The 19,021-nt window shown below is 38.0% G+C and carries 19 protein-coding genes; all 19 read right to left on the reverse strand.

Annotated features, from left to right (window positions below; translation table 11 throughout):
• Nucleotides 1–57: 57 nt before the first annotated feature.
• Nucleotides 58–597 carry a hypoxanthine phosphoribosyltransferase gene (gene hpt, locus MUA40_RS11165; protein ID WP_016426502.1) on the reverse strand — a complete coding sequence of 180 codons (540 nt, stop codon included), beginning with the start codon at nt 595–597 and terminating at the stop codon, nt 58–60.
• The gene (tilS, locus tag MUA40_RS11170) at nt 587–1,876 is read right to left on the reverse strand and encodes a tRNA lysidine(34) synthetase TilS (RefSeq protein ID WP_016426503.1); all 1,290 of its coding nucleotides are present in this window, start codon (nt 1,874–1,876) and stop codon (nt 587–589) included. Before tilS ends, hpt begins: the two co-directional genes overlap by 11 nt.
• A gap of 83 nt (nt 1,877–1,959) precedes the next feature.
• Nucleotides 1,960–2,337: a S1 domain-containing RNA-binding protein gene (locus tag MUA40_RS11175; protein WP_016426504.1), complete on the reverse strand. Its 378-nt coding sequence runs from the start codon at nt 2,335–2,337 to the stop codon at nt 1,960–1,962.
• A gap of 140 nt (nt 2,338–2,477) precedes the next feature.
• A complete protein-coding gene (locus MUA40_RS11180) occupies nt 2,478–2,870 on the reverse strand; it encodes an FtsB family cell division protein (RefSeq protein ID WP_016426505.1) in 393 nt (130 codons plus the stop codon).
• Nucleotides 2,871–2,897: 27 nt separating this feature from the next.
• Nucleotides 2,898–3,155, reverse strand: coding sequence for an RNA-binding S4 domain-containing protein (locus MUA40_RS11185; RefSeq protein ID WP_016426506.1), 258 nt, complete (start codon nt 3,153–3,155; stop codon nt 2,898–2,900).
• Complete coding sequence (locus tag MUA40_RS11190) at nt 3,152–4,333, reverse strand: MazG nucleotide pyrophosphohydrolase domain-containing protein (RefSeq protein WP_016426507.1); 1,182 nt, start codon at nt 4,331–4,333, stop codon at nt 3,152–3,154. Before MUA40_RS11190 ends, MUA40_RS11185 begins: the two co-directional genes overlap by 4 nt.
• Nucleotides 4,330–5,862, reverse strand: a complete 1,533-nt coding sequence (locus MUA40_RS11195) for a polysaccharide biosynthesis protein (protein WP_016426508.1) — start codon at nt 5,860–5,862, stop codon at nt 4,330–4,332. Before MUA40_RS11195 ends, MUA40_RS11190 begins: the two co-directional genes overlap by 4 nt.
• Nucleotides 5,852–9,355 carry a transcription-repair coupling factor gene (gene mfd, locus MUA40_RS11200; protein ID WP_371665195.1) on the reverse strand — a complete coding sequence of 1,168 codons (3,504 nt, stop codon included), beginning with the start codon at nt 9,353–9,355 and terminating at the stop codon, nt 5,852–5,854. The genes MUA40_RS11195 and mfd overlap by 11 nt, the downstream gene beginning before the upstream one ends.
• 5 nt (nt 9,356–9,360) lie before the next feature.
• Nucleotides 9,361–9,933, reverse strand: a complete 573-nt coding sequence (pth, locus tag MUA40_RS11205; protein WP_016426510.1) for an aminoacyl-tRNA hydrolase — start codon at nt 9,931–9,933, stop codon at nt 9,361–9,363.
• 414 nt (nt 9,934–10,347) lie between these two features.
• Nucleotides 10,348–11,001: a 50S ribosomal protein L25/general stress protein Ctc gene (locus tag MUA40_RS11210; protein WP_194369365.1), complete on the reverse strand. Its 654-nt coding sequence runs from the start codon at nt 10,999–11,001 to the stop codon at nt 10,348–10,350.
• A gap of 134 nt (nt 11,002–11,135) precedes the next feature.
• A complete protein-coding gene (locus tag MUA40_RS11215; protein WP_016426512.1) occupies nt 11,136–12,101 on the reverse strand; it encodes a ribose-phosphate diphosphokinase in 966 nt (321 codons plus the stop codon).
• A gap of 84 nt (nt 12,102–12,185) precedes the next feature.
• On the reverse strand, nt 12,186–13,541 hold the full coding sequence (gene glmU / locus MUA40_RS11220; RefSeq protein ID WP_016426513.1) for a bifunctional UDP-N-acetylglucosamine diphosphorylase/glucosamine-1-phosphate N-acetyltransferase GlmU: 1,356 nt from the start codon (nt 13,539–13,541) through the stop codon (nt 12,186–12,188).
• Nucleotides 13,542–13,888: 347 nt separating this feature from the next.
• Nucleotides 13,889–14,209 carry a septation regulator SpoVG gene (spoVG, locus tag MUA40_RS11225; RefSeq protein WP_016426514.1) on the reverse strand — a complete coding sequence of 107 codons (321 nt, stop codon included), beginning with the start codon at nt 14,207–14,209 and terminating at the stop codon, nt 13,889–13,891.
• Between the two features lie 75 nt (nt 14,210–14,284).
• Complete coding sequence (locus MUA40_RS11230) at nt 14,285–14,665, reverse strand: RidA family protein (RefSeq protein ID WP_016426515.1); 381 nt, start codon at nt 14,663–14,665, stop codon at nt 14,285–14,287.
• A 23-nt stretch (nt 14,666–14,688) separates the two neighbouring features.
• Entirely contained in the window at nt 14,689–15,510 is an 822-nt protein-coding gene (gene purR / locus MUA40_RS11235) for a pur operon repressor (RefSeq protein WP_037559647.1), read from the reverse strand.
• Between the two features lie 20 nt (nt 15,511–15,530).
• Entirely contained in the window at nt 15,531–16,379 is an 849-nt protein-coding gene (gene ispE, locus MUA40_RS11240) for a 4-(cytidine 5'-diphospho)-2-C-methyl-D-erythritol kinase (protein ID WP_016426517.1), read from the reverse strand.
• An 818-nt stretch (nt 16,380–17,197) separates the two neighbouring features.
• Nucleotides 17,198–17,464, reverse strand: coding sequence for a biofilm formation stimulator Veg (gene veg / locus MUA40_RS11245; RefSeq protein WP_016426518.1), 267 nt, complete (start codon nt 17,462–17,464; stop codon nt 17,198–17,200).
• Between the two features lie 99 nt (nt 17,465–17,563).
• Nucleotides 17,564–18,454, reverse strand: coding sequence for a 16S rRNA (adenine(1518)-N(6)/adenine(1519)-N(6))-dimethyltransferase RsmA (gene rsmA / locus MUA40_RS11250; protein WP_262569589.1), 891 nt, complete (start codon nt 18,452–18,454; stop codon nt 17,564–17,566).
• 4 nt (nt 18,455–18,458) lie between these two features.
• Nucleotides 18,459–18,998, reverse strand: coding sequence for a ribonuclease M5 (rnmV, locus tag MUA40_RS11255; RefSeq protein ID WP_016426520.1), 540 nt, complete (start codon nt 18,996–18,998; stop codon nt 18,459–18,461).
• Nucleotides 18,999–19,021: the final 23 nt, after the last annotated feature.

The raw sequence follows: 19,021 nt of genomic DNA on the forward strand, positions 1-19,021 counted from the left end.
CAAATGGCTAGTAATTGACTTTCATCAACTGACACACCATATGATTTTTAAAATTATTTATTTTGCATAAACTTCTTGTTTAAGCGTACCAATATAAGGTAAATTACGATATTTTTCTTGATAATCTAAGCCGTAACCTACGACAAATTCATCAGGAATTTTTTTACCAACATATTTGGCTTCAATTTCTGCTTTTCGGCGATTAGGCTTATCTAATAATGTCACGATTTCTAATGATTTAACTCGACGCGAAGCTAATAATTCTGTAATTGACTTCAATGTCGTCCCTGTTTCAAGGATATCTTCGATGATTAAAACATCTTTATTTTCAATAGATGAACCTAAATCTTTAAGTATTTGAACTTCGCCTGTAGATTCTGTACCGCCATGATAACTCGAAACATCCATAAAGTCTATTGCGAGGGGCACGTCAATGCGCTTGATTAAATCTGTCATAAATAAAACAGATCCTTTTAAGATACCGACACAAAATAAATCTTTACCTTTATAATCTTCCGTAATTTTACGGCCAAGTGTTTCACATATTGCTTGAATATCATCTTCAGTCAGCAATACTTCTTTCAAATCATTTTTCATCTTTGTCATCTCCCAGAAATTGAATCTTTATAAATTTTTCATACTGCTTGCGAACATACAATGTACCCACTGCTAAAATATCACCATTTAATGTTTCAACAATTGGCATTTGTTCCCTCAATTGCGTAGGCACCTTTGCATCAATCATTAAACGCGATACTTTTTTATGGTGGTTTGAATCTAAGGTCACATGATCACCTTCATGACGCGAACGGATTGTAATGTATTCCGTGTTCATCTCATGAAAGTCTTCTATTTTGATGCGATATAAACCAAAATGGTAAGTTCCCTCTTGGTCGACTTGCAACGGTTGTGAATCTGCAGTGTACAGACTCGGTTTCATTATCATTAATTGATTATATACAACATCTGCATGCCATTGATGCGTATGCATTAACGGCGTTTGTGCAACGTCACTCTCTAGTTTATGAAACCAATCATAGTATGCTTTTTCACTAATAGTGACGATGTCATCAAATTCTTGTAACAATTGATCCAAGATTAACATTTTAACATGTGGCGTGCACAGATTAAATGTTTTTCTAGGCAAAACAACACCCTCATCTTGTTTTGTCACATAGTTTTCAATAAAAGATTGCGCTTCGTTTCTCATTAACAGTTGTGCTTCATCATGAAACGATTTTAACTTTAATAAATGCTGCGTTTGTAGCTGCGGGCTGTCTTGAATCGAAGGCAACAAACGATGTCGAATCATATTGCGTATGTAGTTTTCAGTTGCATTGGATTCGTCTTCAAAGTAAGGGACATTATATGTTTGTTGATATGAACGGATTTGTGCTTTCGTTGTTTCAAGCAGAGGTTTTAGTAGACGATAGTCCTTTCTTCGTTCACTATCTGCCATACCTAATGGGCTCCGTGTGCTTCTGCCAGTAAAAACTCTGTAAAAGATGGTTTCAACTTGATCATCTTGATGATGTGCAGTTAATAAACAGTCCGCATTCAACGCATTCATCATATCATCAAACCATTGATAACGCATTTCTCTTGCATCGTTTTGAATACTTCTACCTTCTGAAACTGCTTGTGATAAATCCAATTGTTTAATATAAAGAGGGACGTTATGCATATCGCAATAATATTTAATGAACAGCGCTTCTTGATGAGATGCCTCTCGCAACCCATGATGGACATGCAAACAAGTTAATTGTTCATACGTCGACGCATATTGATGCAATAATTGATGTAACAACACCATACTATCGATTCCAGTTGATACTGCAAGAACGAGGTGGTCTGTCGCTTTCCAATTTTGCCGCATAGTTCAAAACACTCCTACATTAAAATAGAGGCTGAGATTCAAAGTTACCCTTCGTTTCTCAACCTCTAAGTCATTATCAATGCTTAACGACGTGAGCCTCTGCCACCACGTCTTGATTCCGTTTGACGCTTAATAGAAGTAAGTTTATCTTCACTATCTTTTAAAAAGTTAGATAGCTTTTTCTCAAAGTCTTCCGGTTTTTGCGCCGGTCTTTGTTTACGTGGGCGATCTTTTGCTTTTTTAATCGATAAGCTTATTTTACCATCTTCTGCTATAGACAGTACTTTCACTTCTACTTCATCACCAACTGACAAATGGTCTTCAACATTTTCTACATAGTTGTCTGCTACTTCACTAATATGAACTAACCCACTTTTACCTTCAGGCAACTCCACAAATGCACCAAATTTTTTGATACCAGTGACTTTACCTTTTACCTTACTTCCTACTTCGATTGACATTGTTTTAATGCATCCTCCCGATTTTGTTCGATATTTAGTTCTATTATACTTTTGTTTATCTATTTTCACAATGACTATTTGAATATCGACATTTTTCTTTACGAATTTTACATATTATGCAATTTAATTATAAACTGCTTTTACTCTTTTTTCGATTGTTTCTCTTGCTTGTCTTTGTCGTTAGGCAACTTAAAGATGATCTCGCCGTCATTACTTAAATAATATTCATCTCGCGCAATTTTTTCAACATACGCCTCATCATTTAAATTATTGAGTTGTTCTTTAAGTTCAATCTCTTTATCTTGTAACTTTTGATATTTCTCCTCTTTGGCTTGGCGTTCAACAGAGGCATCATGGTTCCCTTTAATTTGAAACGCAACCATGATTAAAAGCAGGATAATAATGACTAAAAGTACGCCTCCAAAAACAGCAATACGCTTTTTCACTACTTTTTTACGGCGTTCATGTCGTTTTTTCTTTGCGTTTTTTTTAGAAGTATATTGATTGCCGATATTTTGAACTTTTTGATTCATGCGGCGTCACCTTTCTTTGTTTACCCTTTACTGAATGCGTTCTTCTTTGACCAATTCAAACATGCCTTTTGCATTCTCTTTTGTGGCATGTTCACTCAATCCTGTTACTTTAACTGTCACAACTTTTTGTCCAAATTGAATCACGAGCACGTCGTCTAATTTAACATCTGTGCCTGCTTTTGCCGTTGTTCCGTTTACAGCGACACGACCTTGATCGCATAATTCTTTAGCCAATGTACGTCTCTTAATAAGACGTGATACTTTTAAATATTTGTCTAGTCTCAATGTGACCCTCCTCGTTCTTCTAAATAGGCTGTTAACTCTTCTTCTGAAAAATCTCTATTTTTGACTTCATCATACAATTTTAGAAAATGCGTCGCAAATACTTTCTCGAATTTTACACGTGGCGTTTTACCTTCAGCTACTTTTTGCTTTTGCCAAATGGCTTTAACATCATCTACATCTTGAGCTTGATCATTTTCAAAAATATGCGGATGACGTCGAATCATTTTTTCAGTCAAGCTTTCTACAACTTCACGTGTATCCATATAACCTTCTTTGCGACCTATATTGGCGTGTAACAACACTTGTAATAAGATGTCACCTAATTCTTCAATCATATGCCAATCATCTTCGTTATCTATGGCCTCAAATAGTTCGAATGTCTCTTCAAGCAAGTAGCGTTTAAGTGTTTGATGTGTTTGTACTTTATCCCATGGACATCCAGTTTCGTCGTCCACAAGTCGTGCAATGACTTGATCAGCATAGTTAAAATCTTGGTATAACACTTTCTCGTCATTCGCTTTAGGGATAAATACGCTCGTTAAATTAGTATATTCTATCTCATGATCCAGTTCATATATTGGACAACGTACGACTTGAGCGCCAGACTGACGCGCACCATCAACGACCATGACCTCAAAATCATCTGGATAGCGTTCCATAAGCAATAGTTTCAAATGACCTGCCACCATTGCACTGTAGACTTGCGTGATGATAGTTGCTGTTCGAGGGTTCAACATGTCTGCATTTAAACTTGTCGCATCTAACAACGTAAAACCGTCATTAGGGTCCGTTTGAACCGCTTCAAACATATCATCTATAAAACTCCGCCCACCTAAAACTTGAACCTCAACGCTATTTTCATGTGCACGTTCAATTAGCAGTTGTGTCGTCGTTTCTGCTACGCGTGGATGTCCCGGCACAGCGTAAACAATATCGGACTGTTGGGCACGTTGTAAAAGTTCATCCACAATCGCTTGATATACAGGTTCAAAAGAATCATACTGCTCATAAATATGATCAAAACTTTCAAATTCAATTTCTTTGAGCTGCTGAACCACTGGATGATGCTGAGTACGAACATAAATTTTAGGCTGCTGCTGAATTAATCTATAAATGCTGACAGGCAATTCATCTAAGCCGTAATTACCCAGTCCTATAATTGTAAGTTGATGTGTCATGATTTTCTTCCTTTCTTCCATTCAATCATTTTATCACCAAATGGTAAATGTACCCATTCATCGCTACTTAAAATATTAAGATATAACAGCATTAAAATCACACTGCCAACGCCTACACTAGCCAAAATAAGCAATTCGAGCAATCCGCCTAAACGTGTAGATGTAGGAATGAGATATTGACACAATTGTACACTAGCTGTCATTACCAATAAAGCCAAAGCCAAATTGAAATAAAACTTTCTTAACGCGTTTAAATGGTATTGTTTAACTACATATACATGTAAATAGAACACAAAAATGATTAGAGATGCGACCGTTGCAATACTTGCTCCGATAATACCCATAAGTGGAATCGTGATTAAATTAAATATTAATTTTGTAGTAATGCCCATTAAAAAACCTATCAAAATGATGCGAAACTGCTCTTGTACTTCTAATAAGGCAATATACATCATAATTAATGAAACCAAAATAACAGTCAACATGTATATAGATAGTGTTAGCGTTAAGTCTTGGCTTGCAAAAAAGACGTGATTGAGTACAGGAAGAAGATTGATGAGCCCAATGCCACAAGCACTACTGATCACAATAGTAATTTTAAGCGACGCATTCGCATAACTGTGCATTTGTTGCAATTGACCTCTTTTTTTCGTCTCTGTTAATAGCGGAATCAAGACAAAGCAAAACGTCGTTGTGACAATCAAGCCCATTTGAATAAATGAGGCACCTCTATCATAAATACCTTTTTCAGTAATCGCCTCTTTGAAAGGCAAACCCGAGCCATAACGCAACATGTTCACGATGGTAAAACTATCTACCACTTGCCATAAAATGACGATTAAATGACTGATTGCAAAAATGACTGTTGCAACGATAAATTTACGCCACGGCAATGATGGCATTTCGTCATTGTTATGTGGCACATCACGCTTGCGCCAAAGAAAAATCGTTGCGCCCAAAAAGCCAAAAGCAGAAGCGATAATGGCCCAAGTGCCTGCTTGATAAATTGATAAATCTTGTTTAACGAATAACAGGATAACAACACCAATGATTCCCACTCGGATACTCTGTTCTAAAACTTGTGAGTATGCCGGCATGTGCATATCTCGTTTTGCTTGAAAATGGCCACGTAATAAACCTAAGGCTCCGATGACGATAAAACTCAAGCTTGCTGCATGAATCATCGGTGTCAAATGGACGTCACCCATCAAGCTTGCAATACTTTTTGCACCTACAAATAGCACAATAAAGATAAGAAATCCTGTTGCTGTCAATGACCATAATAATCGTTTTAAAACCGATTGTGTCTCATGGGTATCCCCGACGAGCTGGGTATATGCGCTTGGTAACGCATTGCTAGATAACACAACGCCCAATGCGACTATCGGATAAATTTGTTGATACGCATATAATCCTTCATCACCGAGTATATTTTGATAAGGCACACGATACAGAGCGCTTAATACCTTGACGATGATAAGTGCGAGCGTTAAAACGACGACGCCATTGAACGCTGTTTTAGACTTCATCTGGTATTCTCAAACTTTCTTCAAGCGTCTTAGACAAAAACTTTAATGACTCTAGCCATTGCTTACTTTTTGTCAGCGTCACTTTCATGCAACCTTCTTGTACACCGACTTTCATGTTTCGTCCTAACGCGATTGTATTTTTAAACAACGCTTCGCCATCAATATCGTTTGTACCTTTTTGTGTTAATAAAATTTCAATGGTTTTTCCGGTATCTTTTACCGTTTGCACACCTACGTGCAGTAAATGTACTTTAATCTCAACGGAATCGAGCAATTGTTCAACTTCACTTGGATAATCGTTGAAGCGATCTAACAATTCATCTTTAATATCCATGAGTTGATCTATCGTTTCAGTCGCACGTAATTTTTTATAAATTTCTATTTTAGCTTGCTCATTACGAATATATTCGGCAGGTAAATATGCGTCTAAACGTAAGTTCATCTCAATTTCAGGTGCAACTGTTTCTTCTTTGATACCTCGTTTTTCATTCACTGCTTCTTCTAACATTTGTGAATAAAGATCAAAACCGACAGAATCAATAAATCCATGTTGTTGCTTACCTAATAAGTTTCCGGCACCTCGTATATTTAAATCGCGCATCGCAATTTTAAAGCCACTGCCTAGCTCTGTGAACTCTTTTATAGCTTGTAATCTGTCTTCAGCCGTTTCATTCAACACTTTATTTGTCGCATGGAGGAAGTAGGCATAGCCAATTCGACTCGAACGACCAACACGACCACGTAATTGATACAATTGGCTCAAGCCAAAACGGTCGGCATCTTCAATAATCAATGTGTTGGCATTAGGGACATCTACACCGGTTTCAATAATCGTAGTCGTAACTAAAATATCATATTCACCATTAATGAAATCGAGCATTGTCTCTTCTAGATCTCGTTCAGGTAACTGTCCATGTGCCACACCAATAGATGCATCTGGCATTAACATTTGTAATTGTTCACGTTTTTCATAAATCGATTGGACACGGTTATATAAATAGAACACTTGGCCTCCACGCGATAACTCTCGCTCGAGCGCTTCTTTAATAAAGTTCGTATTTTGCTCTAACACATACGTTTGCACTGGAAAACGGTTTTCTGGCGGCGTCTCTATTACAGATAAATCACGCACACCCAACATACTCATGTGCAACGTTCTTGGTATAGGCGTCGCTGTTAAAGTGAGTACGTCGACATTCGCTTTCAATGTTTTGATTTTTTCTTTATGTCGCACACCAAAACGTTGTTCCTCATCGACAATCAATAAGCCTAAGTTTTTGTATTCTACAGCTTTTCCTAAAAGTTTGTGCGTGCCTACCACAATATCAACAAAACCGGACTTTAAGCCTTCTTTTGTTTCTCGAATTTCTTTAGGTGTTCTAAAACGGCTCATTAAGTGAATTTCAACTGGAAAATCTCGCATACGTTCGATTAATGTCTCGTAATGTTGTTGCGCGAGTATAGTCGTTGGCACTAAAAATGCAACTTGCTTACCTGACATGACCGCTTTAAAGGCTGCGCGCACGGCGACCTCCGTTTTACCATAACCCACATCTCCACAGAGCAGTCGATCCATAGGGCGCTGACTTTCCATATCTTCTTTAATCTCTAAAATCGATTTTGCTTGGTCATCGGTTAAATCATATGGGAAGTCCATTTCAAAAGCATGTTGTTCCTCTGTATCCGGCCCAAATGCATATCCTACAGATTGCTCACGCTCTTTATATAAGTCAATTAATTCATCAGCAATATCTTCGACACTACTTTGAACTTTAGCCTTCGTTTTCTTCCATTCACTACCGCCTAATTTATACAGTTTTGGTGTTTTATCTTCAGAACCAACATATTTTTGCACTTGTTCCATTTGGTCAACAGGTACATACAGTTGATCTGTGCCTTGATACTGTATCTTAATATAGTCACGGTGGACTTCTCCAACTTCTAAGGTTTCAACGCCTAAGTAACGTCCTACACCGTGATGAACATGGACGACATAATCACCAACGTTCAACTCTTGATATGACTTGATTTTTTCAGCATTGCTCATCGTTTTACGACGTTTTTTAGACGTCTTTTTTTGCTTCGATTTAAATAATTCTCGTTCTGTCACGACTACCATAGACATGTAAGGCAGTTCAAAGCCTTCAGATAGACTGCCTTGAATAATCGCAGCATGACCGGGTTCCATAGCATCAACTTCGGGTTCGAGCAGTGTAGGCACATGCATTTCACTCAACATTGCATGAATTCTTTCTTTTTTTGTTTCTGTTTCGACCATTACCACCATACGGTCACCTTGTTTCATGTAGCGTTGAAATTCTGAAGCCATAATATCGTATTGGCCATAAAATTGTTGGACAGGCTTACATGAGAACTTGACGATATGGTCTAATTTCATAGGCATTGAGGCAGTAAACAGTGTAAAGAAAGTAATTTTAAATTGACGGAGCATACGATCAAAAGTGTCATCTTCCATAAAGCGTTGACCTATAAAGCCTTTACCACTTTCGATTAAATTCTGAAGAAATGCTTCTGTCTCGGTAGTCAACGTTTCTTCCGTTTCTCTCACACGATTATACTCATCTACTAAAACAATCGCGCTGTCTTTGAAATAATCTAAGATGGTTGTCGGTGTTTCATACATCCACGCGATAAGACGGCGTAATATTTGTGGATCAAAATGCGTATCTTCTAAAAGATTAAAACTCTCATACGTATCTTTTAAATCTTGACGCACAGACTTCTCTGTTTTAGGGCGTGTCGTTTCGTAAGCTTGTCTTAAGCCTTCCATCATTCTTTGACGAACCGCATCCGTCATAATATAATCATGCGCTGTCGTGATCTCTGCTATTTCCACATTTTCAGAAGAACGTTGAGATTCAACATCAAATTGACGGATTGAGTCCACCTCTGTATCAAATAATTCGATACGCAACGGTTCACCTAGCAATGGATAAATATCGATAATGCCACCGCGTACTGAAAATTCTCCAATATTTGAAACGACTGTTTCACGACGATAGCCCATGTTTACAAGTTTATCTAGAAATAGATCAACATCAATATCGTCACCAACCTCCAATGAGAGTTGATGTTCTTGCCATAGTGCTTTTGGCGTTAATAACTTTTTCAGACCATTTAAAGGAACAATGTAAAGTCCGCGACGTTCATTTGCAAGTGCCGTAAGTGTTCGGACACGCTCACTCATTAAGTCTGGACTTTGCGTAGAAAATTCTTCAATCATAATATCTTGCACGGGATATTTATAAATTTCGTCATCTGGTACAGATTGAAGGAGATCTGCCTCTAATTTATCCGCTTGATATAAATTATTCGTCACTAATAAAACTTGACGATGGTCCGATTGGTAAAGTTCAGCTATGATAGACGCTTTGGCTGCAGGCGTTAATCCTGTGACTAATAAATTGGCATGTCCGACTTGCTCGGACAAATCTTTAAATCTTGTATCTCTATTTATAATTTCATTAATGATTGATTTCACTTGGCCTCACCATTATATTGATTCATTACATTTTCGAATTTTTCATCGCTAATAAATGCTTCCACAGCATCTGCAACATGCGCAATAACAGGATCCATCACTTGCATTTCAGCGCTTGAAAACTTTTGCAACACGTAATCGCGAATCGGCGTTCTGCCTGAAGGTCGTCCAATTCCTATACGGATACGTTTAAAGTCACTTGTTCCGAGCATCTGAATGATTGATTTCATCCCGTTATGGCCACCAGCACTTCCTTTTTGTCTTAAACGCACTTTACCTTGTGCTAAATCTAAATCATCATATAACACTAATAATTCGTCGATTTGAACGTCATAATAATCCATCAATGGGGCTACGGCTTCTCCAGATAAATTCATTAATGTTAAAGGTTCGATCAGCATTACTTTTTGACCGTTAATTCGTTCAATTGTATAAGCACCACGAAATTTTTGCTTATCGAGTTGGATTTGATGTCGCTCGAGTAAGTGGTCGATGACTTCGAAACCAATATTATGTCTTGTATGCTCATAATTTTTTCCTATATTACCTAAACCAACGATACACTTCATCATTTACCTCCAAATTGATCTTGATGCGCTTCATTTGAATAAACGCCCCTTCTTCATTATTTCTATATATTAACATATTTAAGAATACACTTGCTAAATTGCGATATATACGATCGCACGATCTATTTGAATGCGAGACTACAAAAGCTAGAATCACTGAATATTATGAATTTTACTTTTAAAGATTTAAATCCTATAAAAAATAACTTAATGTGATTATATTATTATTTTTACATTTTAACACAAAATCACCACAACGCCACTTTTATACTAAAAGCATCCACCACATCTTTTTCACTATTGTCTCGTATCATCGTATGCAACAAATTCTGCATTTTGTTTTACCCATTATAAAAAGAGCTGAAAACTATAACAGTTTCAGCTCTTTTTATAATACGACTAAATTGATAGAAATTAGTCTTCTTTTTCTTCTTCTTCTTCAGAAGATTCACCAACAACTTCAGGTTCTTCTGTTGTAGATTCGCCTTCCATTGCTTCGATTTCTTCTTCAGTTGGCTCTTCAGTTGGTGCAACAACTGATACAAGTGCTTCTTCTCCATCGTTTTCGATAGTGAAGTCACCAGAAATTTTAACATCTGCTACTGATAAAGTATCATTGATGTTTAATTCGCTAATGTCTACTTCAATGTATTCAGGAATGTTGTCTGGTGTTGCAGTGATTTCTAAGTTGAACAATGGTTGTTCCACTACGCCGCCTTCTTTAGCTCCTGGCGCTTCACCGATTAAGTGTACAGGTACTTCTACTGTACGTGCTTCAGTCATATTGATTGCTAAGAAGTCAATATGTGTAATTTGGTTTTTAAGTGGATCAAATTGATAATCTGAAACCATTACTTTGATTTGTTTTGAACCTACGCCAAGTTCAATAACACCGTTACGTCCTACTTCACGAATCAATTTGATAAATTCGATTTCATCAACTTTAACTGAAACGTTTTTAGTACCGTAACCATATACAACTGCAGGTACTTTTCCTGCTTCGCGGATTTTACGTAAATCACCACGTGTTTGTTTACCTTGACGAATAACAGACTTTAATGAAGCCATATTCATTTTCCACCTTTCATTGCACACATCTGTGCAGCACTTGCCCATCAACTTATGTTGCTTGCAAGCGTGTATTTGTCCGTATGAGCACGAACAGAAATATTTTACACAAAATTTGCAGTTTCGTCAATGCTTTAGTCAAATAATACGCTGACTGATTCACGTTCATACACACGTACGATCGCTTGTGCAAGTAATTCAGCCACAGATAATTCTGTAATATTATTTGGTTTTTGTTCATCTTTAAGCTGGATTGAGTTTGTTACCACTAATTCTTTAATCGACGAGTTCTCGATGCGCTCTTTCGCAGGACCTGACAATACTGGATGTGTACAACATGCATATACTTCTGTTGCGCCTTTATCTTTCAATGCTTGCGCGGCAAGTGTGATTGTACCTGCTGTATCAATAATGTCATCAATGATAATCGCCGTGCGTCCTTCAATCTCACCTACGATGTTCATGACTTCAGCTACGTTCGGTTTTGGACGACGTTTATCGATAATAGCAATCGGTGTTTTAAGGAAATCTGCAAGTTTACGTGCGCGTGTTACACCTCCGTGGTCTGGTGAAACAACAACACAATTTTCTGGATTAATCTCTTTATTATTCAAGAAATATTCTGCTAAAATCGGAACACCCATTAAGTGGTCAATAGGAATATCAAAAAAGCCTTGAATTTGAGGTGCATGTAAGTCTAGTGCAATCATTCGATCCGCACCAGCAGTTTCAAATAAGTCCGCAACTAATTTCGCAGTGATTGGCTCACGGCTACGCGCTTTACGGTCTTGACGTGCATAGCCGTAATAAGGCACAACGATTGAAATGTTCGCTGCAGAAGCACGCTTACATGCGTCAATCATAATAAGTAGCTCCATTAAATGTACATTGACTGGATTTGATGTAGGTTGAATAATGAAAACATCACAACCTCGAATACTTTCTTCAATATTAATTTGAATTTCACCGTCACTAAAACGTTTAACCGTACATTTACCTAATTCAACACCTACATGATCTGCAACTTCTTTTGCAAGTGGTTCATTACCTTTCAGTGAGAAAATTTTCAAAGACGAATTTTTATACTCGGTGTTTAACATTATTATGAATCCTCCAATTTTATTATAGTCATTTCAATTGATTACAACATACTTGTTTCTATTTCTCGCTTAAATTCATTACATTTATTTATTCATGTATCCCTTTTTTGTCACCTGTCTTGAACGTGCGAGCGCAAGACTCTCGTTCGGTACATCATCAGTGATTGTTGACCCTGCAGCGATTAATGAACCATCGCCAACAGTCACAGGTGCAATAAGATTCGTGTTACAACCGATGAATGCGTCTTTACCAATTATTGTTTTAAATTTGTTGGCACCATCATAGTTAACTGTAATTGAACCACAGCCCACATTCGTGCGCGCGCCAATTTCTGCGTCTCCTATGTAACTTAAGTGCGATACTTTAGCACCGTCATCAAGACGAGCTTTTTTAATTTCAACAAAATTACCCACTTTTGTTTCTTTGCCAAGTTCTGAACCTGGTCTTAATTGTGCAAATGGACCTACTTTTGATTTTTCGCCAACAATAGCGTCTGAGATGACAGATTGTTTAATCGTCACACCCTCATGGATTTGGCTGTTGTGTATTTCTGAATATTGTCCAATTGTGACATCTCTACCGATACGCGTGTTGCCAGATAACTTAACACCTGGTTCTATCACTGTATCTTCGCCAATTTCAACTTCTGAACCAATATAGGTTGTGTCTGGATCAATCAACGTCACACCATTGCGCATGTGATATTCATTACATCGTTGACGGTAAGCTTTTTCTGCTCGACTTAGCGCCACGCGGTCATTGACACCCATAATTTCGTCGAAGTCATCTGTACGGTAGACTGCAACTTTACCTTTATTTTGAAGCACTAAACTTAAAACTTGAGGTAAATAATATTCGCCTTGTGCATTATCATTATCAACTTGTTCTAACAATTGGAACAACGTTTGATTATTAAATGCGAAAATTCCAGAACTAATTTCTTGAATCTTTTTTTGTTGTGCATCCGCATCTTTTTCTTCGACGATTTCAGTCAGTTGGCCTGTTTCATCTCGAACGATGCGACCATATCCAAATGGTTGCGCGGCAATCGCAGATAATACTGTCGCTTGTGCACCTTCTTGATCATGATGCGCTAATAATTGAGACAACGTTGCACTTGTAATCAGTGGTGTGTCACCACAAACAACAAGTGTTGTGCCCTCCTTTGATGCTAAATGCTCTGCCGCTTGCTTAACAGCATGCGCTGTTCCTAGTTGTTCTTCTTGAAAGCTATACAAAGACGTGTCCCCTAATGTTTCTTTTACACTTTCTGCACCGTGTCCCACAATAGTCACCACATTGTCGACACCTGATTCGCGCACTTGATCTATTACGTGACGAATCATTGGTTTACCAGCAACGTGATGTAATACTTTATATTGCTTAGATTTCATCCTTGTGCCTTTACCCGCCGCCAAAACGACTGCATGTTTTTGCATGGCAATGAACCCTCCAGTATCTTTTACACTTCTATACAATTATAATTTAAGCGCGTGTACACTTTCAAGGCGTAAACGAATAAAACCTTTGGCTCATAATAAAAACCTTGTGCCTACACGACTGAAATATCATGGCTATCGCTATATGCTCACGCTAAAAAGTCATAAGCACATCTTTAACACTTTTACGATTTTAAGCGATTAAGTGCTACTATACAACCATTAAAATGTTATCGACCGCTTCTTAGCATTCAACACAATGGCTCAATGGCTCTCGCCCACCTTTTTTACATACAAAAAAGGCTTCATCACCCTTTTTAGATGACAAAACCTTAAATCGCAAATATCTATTCAACTTCTTCGTTTTTGTCTTCTGATGCGTGATTATCTTCATGATTATGAGAAGGTAACACTTCATCAGTTTCGTCATATACTTTCATTACTGCATCCTGAATTTCTTGACGCATTTCCGAGTTGATTGGATGCGCGATATCTCGGAATTCACCATCTGGTGTACGTTTACTTGGCATCGCAACGAATAAGCCTGTGTTCCCTTCTATTACGCGTAAATCATGAATCACAAATGATTCGTCTAAAGTAATAGAGACTAAGGCTTTCATTCTGCCATCTGTTTGGATTTTTCTAAGTCTGACATCTGTCACTTTCATGTAGTGAGCCCCCCATAGTAATTAAGTATATTTATTGCTGTGTAATTAAAGAAGTCTTTACCGTAACTTTCATGATTATATAGCTTTAACCTCAGCAATCAGTTCAATCTCTACTTTAACATCCTTCGGTAATCGTGCAACTTCCACCGCGCTTCTCGCAGGGCGATGTGTGTCAAAGTATTTTTCATATACTTCATTCACTTTTTGAAAGTTTTCCATATCCGATAAGAAGATTAAAGCTTTAACAACGTGATTTAGATCTGACCCAGCTGCTTCAAGCACAACTTTAAGATTTTCTAAGACTTGTTCTGTTTGCTTTTGTACGCAATCACTTACAATTTCACCATCTAAAGTGAGCGGAATTTGACCAGAAGTGAAAACAAGTCCGTTGACGACTGAAGCATGTGAGTATGGTCCAACTGCATTAGGCGCTTTACTCGTGTTAATAATTTCCAAATGATTGAACGCTCCTTTTGTCTTTAAAATTTAGCTAGACTGTTACCTGATTCGACTTTAAATTCTTGATTATATTCGTCAACATCAGATAAACGTACTAAGGAAGTATAATCTTCAATCAGTCGTTGTTTGACTTCTTTGGATTCTACAAGTACTGATACCCCTTTTACATGTGCTTTAAACTCATTCATTAAATTCATCACACCGTTAATGGATCCACCAGCACGCATGAAATCATCAACGATTAAAACATTCGAATGTTCCTTCAAAGTACGCTTAGATAATACCATTGTTTCGATTTTTCGTGTTGATCCTGAAACGTAGTTAATTGAAACTGTTGATCCCTCTGTCACCTTATTATCTTTACGAATCACCACGACAGGTAAATTGAGTACATTCGCTACCGCATTTGCGAGAGAAATCCCTTTAGTTGCAATTGTCACAATCGCATCTAACTCTTCATGCATATATATCGTTGCAATCAAACGTCCCACCCGTTTAAGCAAGGCGGGGTTTCCCATCAAGTCAGATAGGAAAAGATATCCCCCAGGTAATAAACGCTCTTTTTCTTGTAGCAAGGCGATGACTTCAGCAATGACAGCTTTTGCTTCTTCTTTTTGCATTTGTGGTCGGTATTTGACGCCACCACTTGCGCCAGAAATCGTCTCTACTGTGCCTAAGCCTTCTTTAATCAAAGTATCTTTGATAATTTGAACATCTTCGCTTATCGATGACTTGGCCTGTCCAAACTTTGTAACGAAAAAAGTAAGTGGTACAAGTTTATTCGGGTTGCTTATTAAATATTGTGTCATGTAAACAATACGTTCACTTCTTTTATATCGCACGATTGTCATCCTTTCTCTTTTTAACCAAGCATTCTTACAAGATATACGTCATTACAACAGCCACTCACAGCGTTGTAAATATGACGCGCTTGCCTTTCACGTTGTGCAAAACCATAGACGGTAGGGCCACTGCCACTCATTAACGCGCCATCCGCACCGTTATTCAACATATTAGACTTAATTTTTGCAATTTCAGGTTGCAGCGCCATTGACACAGGCTCCAAACGATTAGAAAGACTTTCACACATCATTTGATAATCGTTGTTTTCCAATGCTTGTAAACATTGCGCTGTATGAACAGGAAAAGGCTGATTTAAATCTAATCCACCATATATTTCAGGTGTAGACAGACCCGCTTGCGGTTTCGCTACAATTACCCATGTCGAAGGCGGTTTTGGTAACTGTTCCAATATCTCCCCTCTACCTCGACAAATCGCCGTTGTACCATAAACACAAAATGGAATATCTGACCCAATCTCTGCTGAAAGTGCACTTAATTCATCAAGCGGACGATTGAGTTCAAACAAACGATTCATACCACGCATCGTCGCTGCCGCATCACTTGAACCCCCAGCGAGACCAGCAGCAACAGGAATATTTTTTTCTAATGTAATCGTGACACCTTGCTTTAACTGATAAGCCTCCATCATTAAAAGCGCCGCACGATAAGCCAGATTACGCTCATCAGACGGAATAAAAGTCTCATCTACATTTAGAACAATACGTTGATCATTTCTCTTCTCAAACGATAGGCGATCATTCAAATCAATCGTGGTCATAATCATCTCAACTTCATGATAACCATCATCTCTTTTATATAAAGTATCTAATGTTAAATTGATTTTAGCAGAAGCCGTTTCATAAATCATTACAATATCCTCTTTCCAAATGGTATTAATGTGATTTTAACACAGAACCCTTTCAAAGTGGGAGCAGGACAGAAATCTATTTGATTTCGTCGTCCTGCCCCGGCAAGGATGACTAGGGTTGAACAAGCTTGAAAAGCGATGTTCAATCCAGTCAGCTACTGCGCTTTTATTTTTAGCGTACGTTTATCATGCAGGACAGAAATCTATTTGATTTCGTCGTCCTGCCCCGGCAAGGATGACTAGGGTTGAACAAGCTTGAAAAGCGATGTTCAATCCAGTCAGCTACTGCGCTTTTATTTTTAGCGTACGTTTATCATGCAGGACAGAAATCTATTTGATTTCGTCGTCCTGCCCCGGCAAGGATGACTAGGGTTGAACAAGCTTGAAAAGCGATGTTCAATCCAGTCAGCTACTGCGCTTTTATTTTTAGCGTACGTTTATCATGCAGGACAGAAATCTATTTGATTTCATCGTCCTGCCCCGGCAAGGATGACTAGGGTTGAACAAGCTTGAAAAGCGATGTTCAATCCAGTCAGCTACTGCGCTTTTTATTTTTAGCGTACACTTATCATGCTGGACAGAAATCTATTTGATTTCGTTGTCCTGCCCCGGCAAGGATGACTAGGGTTGAACGAGCTTAAAAAGCGATGTTCAATCCAGTCAGCTACTGCGCTTTCTTAGGTATATCGACAACTTATCAATCAACATTAAAACGCTCAAGACTATCTATCAAATAGAATTCCACACCAAAAAAGACCATACTACCTATTAAGTAGAATGGCCATTATGTAGATTTATCCTTATATGCCAGGCATATATTATTGCGCAACTGCTTCTTGTTGAAGTTCTTCTTCTACAAATGAAACTTGAACGTTTTCAGTCAAAACGTCAGCATACGTGTAAGATACACGCTCAAAATTATGTTTCTCAGGGTCCAATTCAACAACGAACACTGATGGATACGTTTCAGTAAGAACGCCACAACGTTCAATTGTTTTTTTACGACCTCCATTAGCTTTAAGTACAATACGATTTCCTAATTGACAATCAAGAGAATTTTTGATGTCTCCAATAGATTTTGGCATATTGCTCCACCTCGCTACAAGTGTATTATAACACAATTAAGTAGGATGCGTCAAATAAAATTTTAATTTTAGCAAGGTGGCGTGCCAATGTCAACAAATTTAGAACGTTAATTTAGGGAAATTTTCCAATTCTTCATACAATCGTGCATATTCTTGTATTGACAATGTTTCCCCGCGTCGTTTCGGATCAATTCCAGCTTTTTCAAGCCATTGTAAAATTTCATTCCGCTGTGCTTTTCCATCATCAAAGAGATTCTGATAATTATTGAAAATCGTTTTACGTCTCTGGCTAAACGCCCCCTTTGCCATTTTGAAAAACGCTTGCTCGTTTTTCACTTCGACAAGCGGAGATTGACGCTTCATTAATTTAACAACAATAGAATCCACATTAGGTGGTGGCATAAAGACCGTTTTCGGAACGGTCAAAACTTTCGACGTTTTTGTATAATACTGGGTGACGATCGATAAAGAACCATATGCTTTAGAACCCACTTGTGCATTTAAACGCTCGCCCACCTCTTTTTGCATCATGACCACGTAACCATCAATATTCAAATTTTGCTCTAATAAGCGGAGTAGAATTGGTGTCGTAATATAATACGGCAAGTTAGCGACAACCATTATTTTTTCACATTCCGATAAATGCGTCTGCATTGCCTCTGAGACATTTGCTTTCAAAATATCTTCATTGATGACTGTAACATTGGGATAGGGTGATAGTGTATCTTTTAATACAGGGATTAATCTTTGATCAATTTCAAAGGCTAAAACATGTTTCGCCTTTTTTGCTAATTGTTCTGTTAGTGATCCCATCCCGGGTCCAATTTCAATAACACCCGTCGTTGCATCAATGCCACTTGCATCAATAATGCGATGAATAATATTCACATCTATTAAAAAGTTCTGACCTAAACTTTTTTTGAAGTTAAAGCCATATTGATTTAATAATGCACGTGTTCTCGATGGTGTTGCAATGTCTTTATCATGCATAGATTTACTCCTCTTCCCCTAATGCCCTTCTTACATCTTCTTCTGTATAACCAAAGGCATTGAGTTTTTTTAATAATTGCTTTCCATTGGAATGACCAATATGCAGACGTCTTCCTAAAAGATCTCGGCGGCGGCGTGCATCTGGTCCAATGATTAATCCTAATTCAATTAGCACTGTTTTATCTATCGTTTCTTGTGCTTCTGATAGCGGCGAAGAAACGTGCATCAATGCTTCACGTATCGTTTCAAAGTCGGCGTGCTCGACTCCTATTTTACCCCGTCTATTTTTAGCTTTATCACGGTCGATAAATGCATGTTTCACACCGGGTACCGCTTCACGTATCGTCGTCCGTATTTTATCACCCGGGAAATCAGGATCAGTTAAAACGATGACACCTCTTGTTTCTTGAGCTTGACGTATGACATCTAAAGTCTGCGCATCTATAGCACTGCCATTTGTTTCAATGGTATCGCAGTCAACTGCTCTTTTTACGCGTTCAGTATCGTCTCGCCCTTCTACAACAACAAATTCATTAATTTTCAACGCTGCACCTTCTTTACCTTCTA

The organism is Staphylococcus schleiferi, from assembly GCF_025558325.1.
Lineage (GTDB): Bacteria > Bacillota > Bacilli > Staphylococcales > Staphylococcaceae > Staphylococcus > Staphylococcus schleiferi.

Excerpts from the sequence above, each read along its gene's own strand:
- MUA40_RS11180 (WP_016426505.1), bottom strand. The coding sequence starts at position 2,870 with ATGAATCAAAAAGTTCAAAATATCGGCAATCAATATACTTCTAAAAAA.
- hpt (WP_016426502.1), bottom strand. The coding sequence starts at position 597 with ATGAAAAATGATTTGAAAGAAGTATTGCTGACTGAAGATGATATTCAA.
- tilS (WP_016426503.1), bottom strand. The coding sequence starts at position 1,876 with ATGCGGCAAAATTGGAAAGCGACAGACCACCTCGTTCTTGCAGTATCA.
- glmU (WP_016426513.1), bottom strand. The coding sequence starts at position 13,541 with ATGCAAAAACATGCAGTCGTTTTGGCGGCGGGTAAAGGCACAAGGATG.
- ispE (WP_016426517.1), bottom strand. The coding sequence starts at position 16,379 with ATGATTTATGAAACGGCTTCTGCTAAAATCAATTTAACATTAGATACT.
- spoVG (WP_016426514.1), bottom strand. The coding sequence starts at position 14,209 with ATGAAAGTGACAGATGTCAGACTTAGAAAAATCCAAACAGATGGCAGA.
- pth (WP_016426510.1), bottom strand. The coding sequence starts at position 9,933 with ATGAAGTGTATCGTTGGTTTAGGTAATATAGGAAAAAATTATGAGCAT.
- veg (WP_016426518.1), bottom strand. The coding sequence starts at position 17,464 with ATGCCAAAATCTATTGGAGACATCAAAAATTCTCTTGATTGTCAATTA.
- rsmA (WP_262569589.1), bottom strand. The coding sequence starts at position 18,454 with ATGCATGATAAAGACATTGCAACACCATCGAGAACACGTGCATTATTA.
- MUA40_RS11210 (WP_194369365.1), bottom strand. The coding sequence starts at position 11,001 with ATGGCTTCATTAAAGTCTGTTATTCGTCAAGGTAAACAAACACGTGGT.
- MUA40_RS11190 (WP_016426507.1), bottom strand. The coding sequence starts at position 4,333 with ATGACACATCAACTTACAATTATAGGACTGGGTAATTACGGCTTAGAT.
- MUA40_RS11195 (WP_016426508.1), bottom strand. The coding sequence starts at position 5,862 with ATGAAGTCTAAAACAGCGTTCAATGGCGTCGTCGTTTTAACGCTCGCA.
- MUA40_RS11175 (WP_016426504.1), bottom strand. The coding sequence starts at position 2,337 with ATGTCAATCGAAGTAGGAAGTAAGGTAAAAGGTAAAGTCACTGGTATC.
- MUA40_RS11215 (WP_016426512.1), bottom strand. The coding sequence starts at position 12,101 with ATGTTAAACACCGAGTATAAAAATTCGTCTTTGAAAATTTTCTCACTG.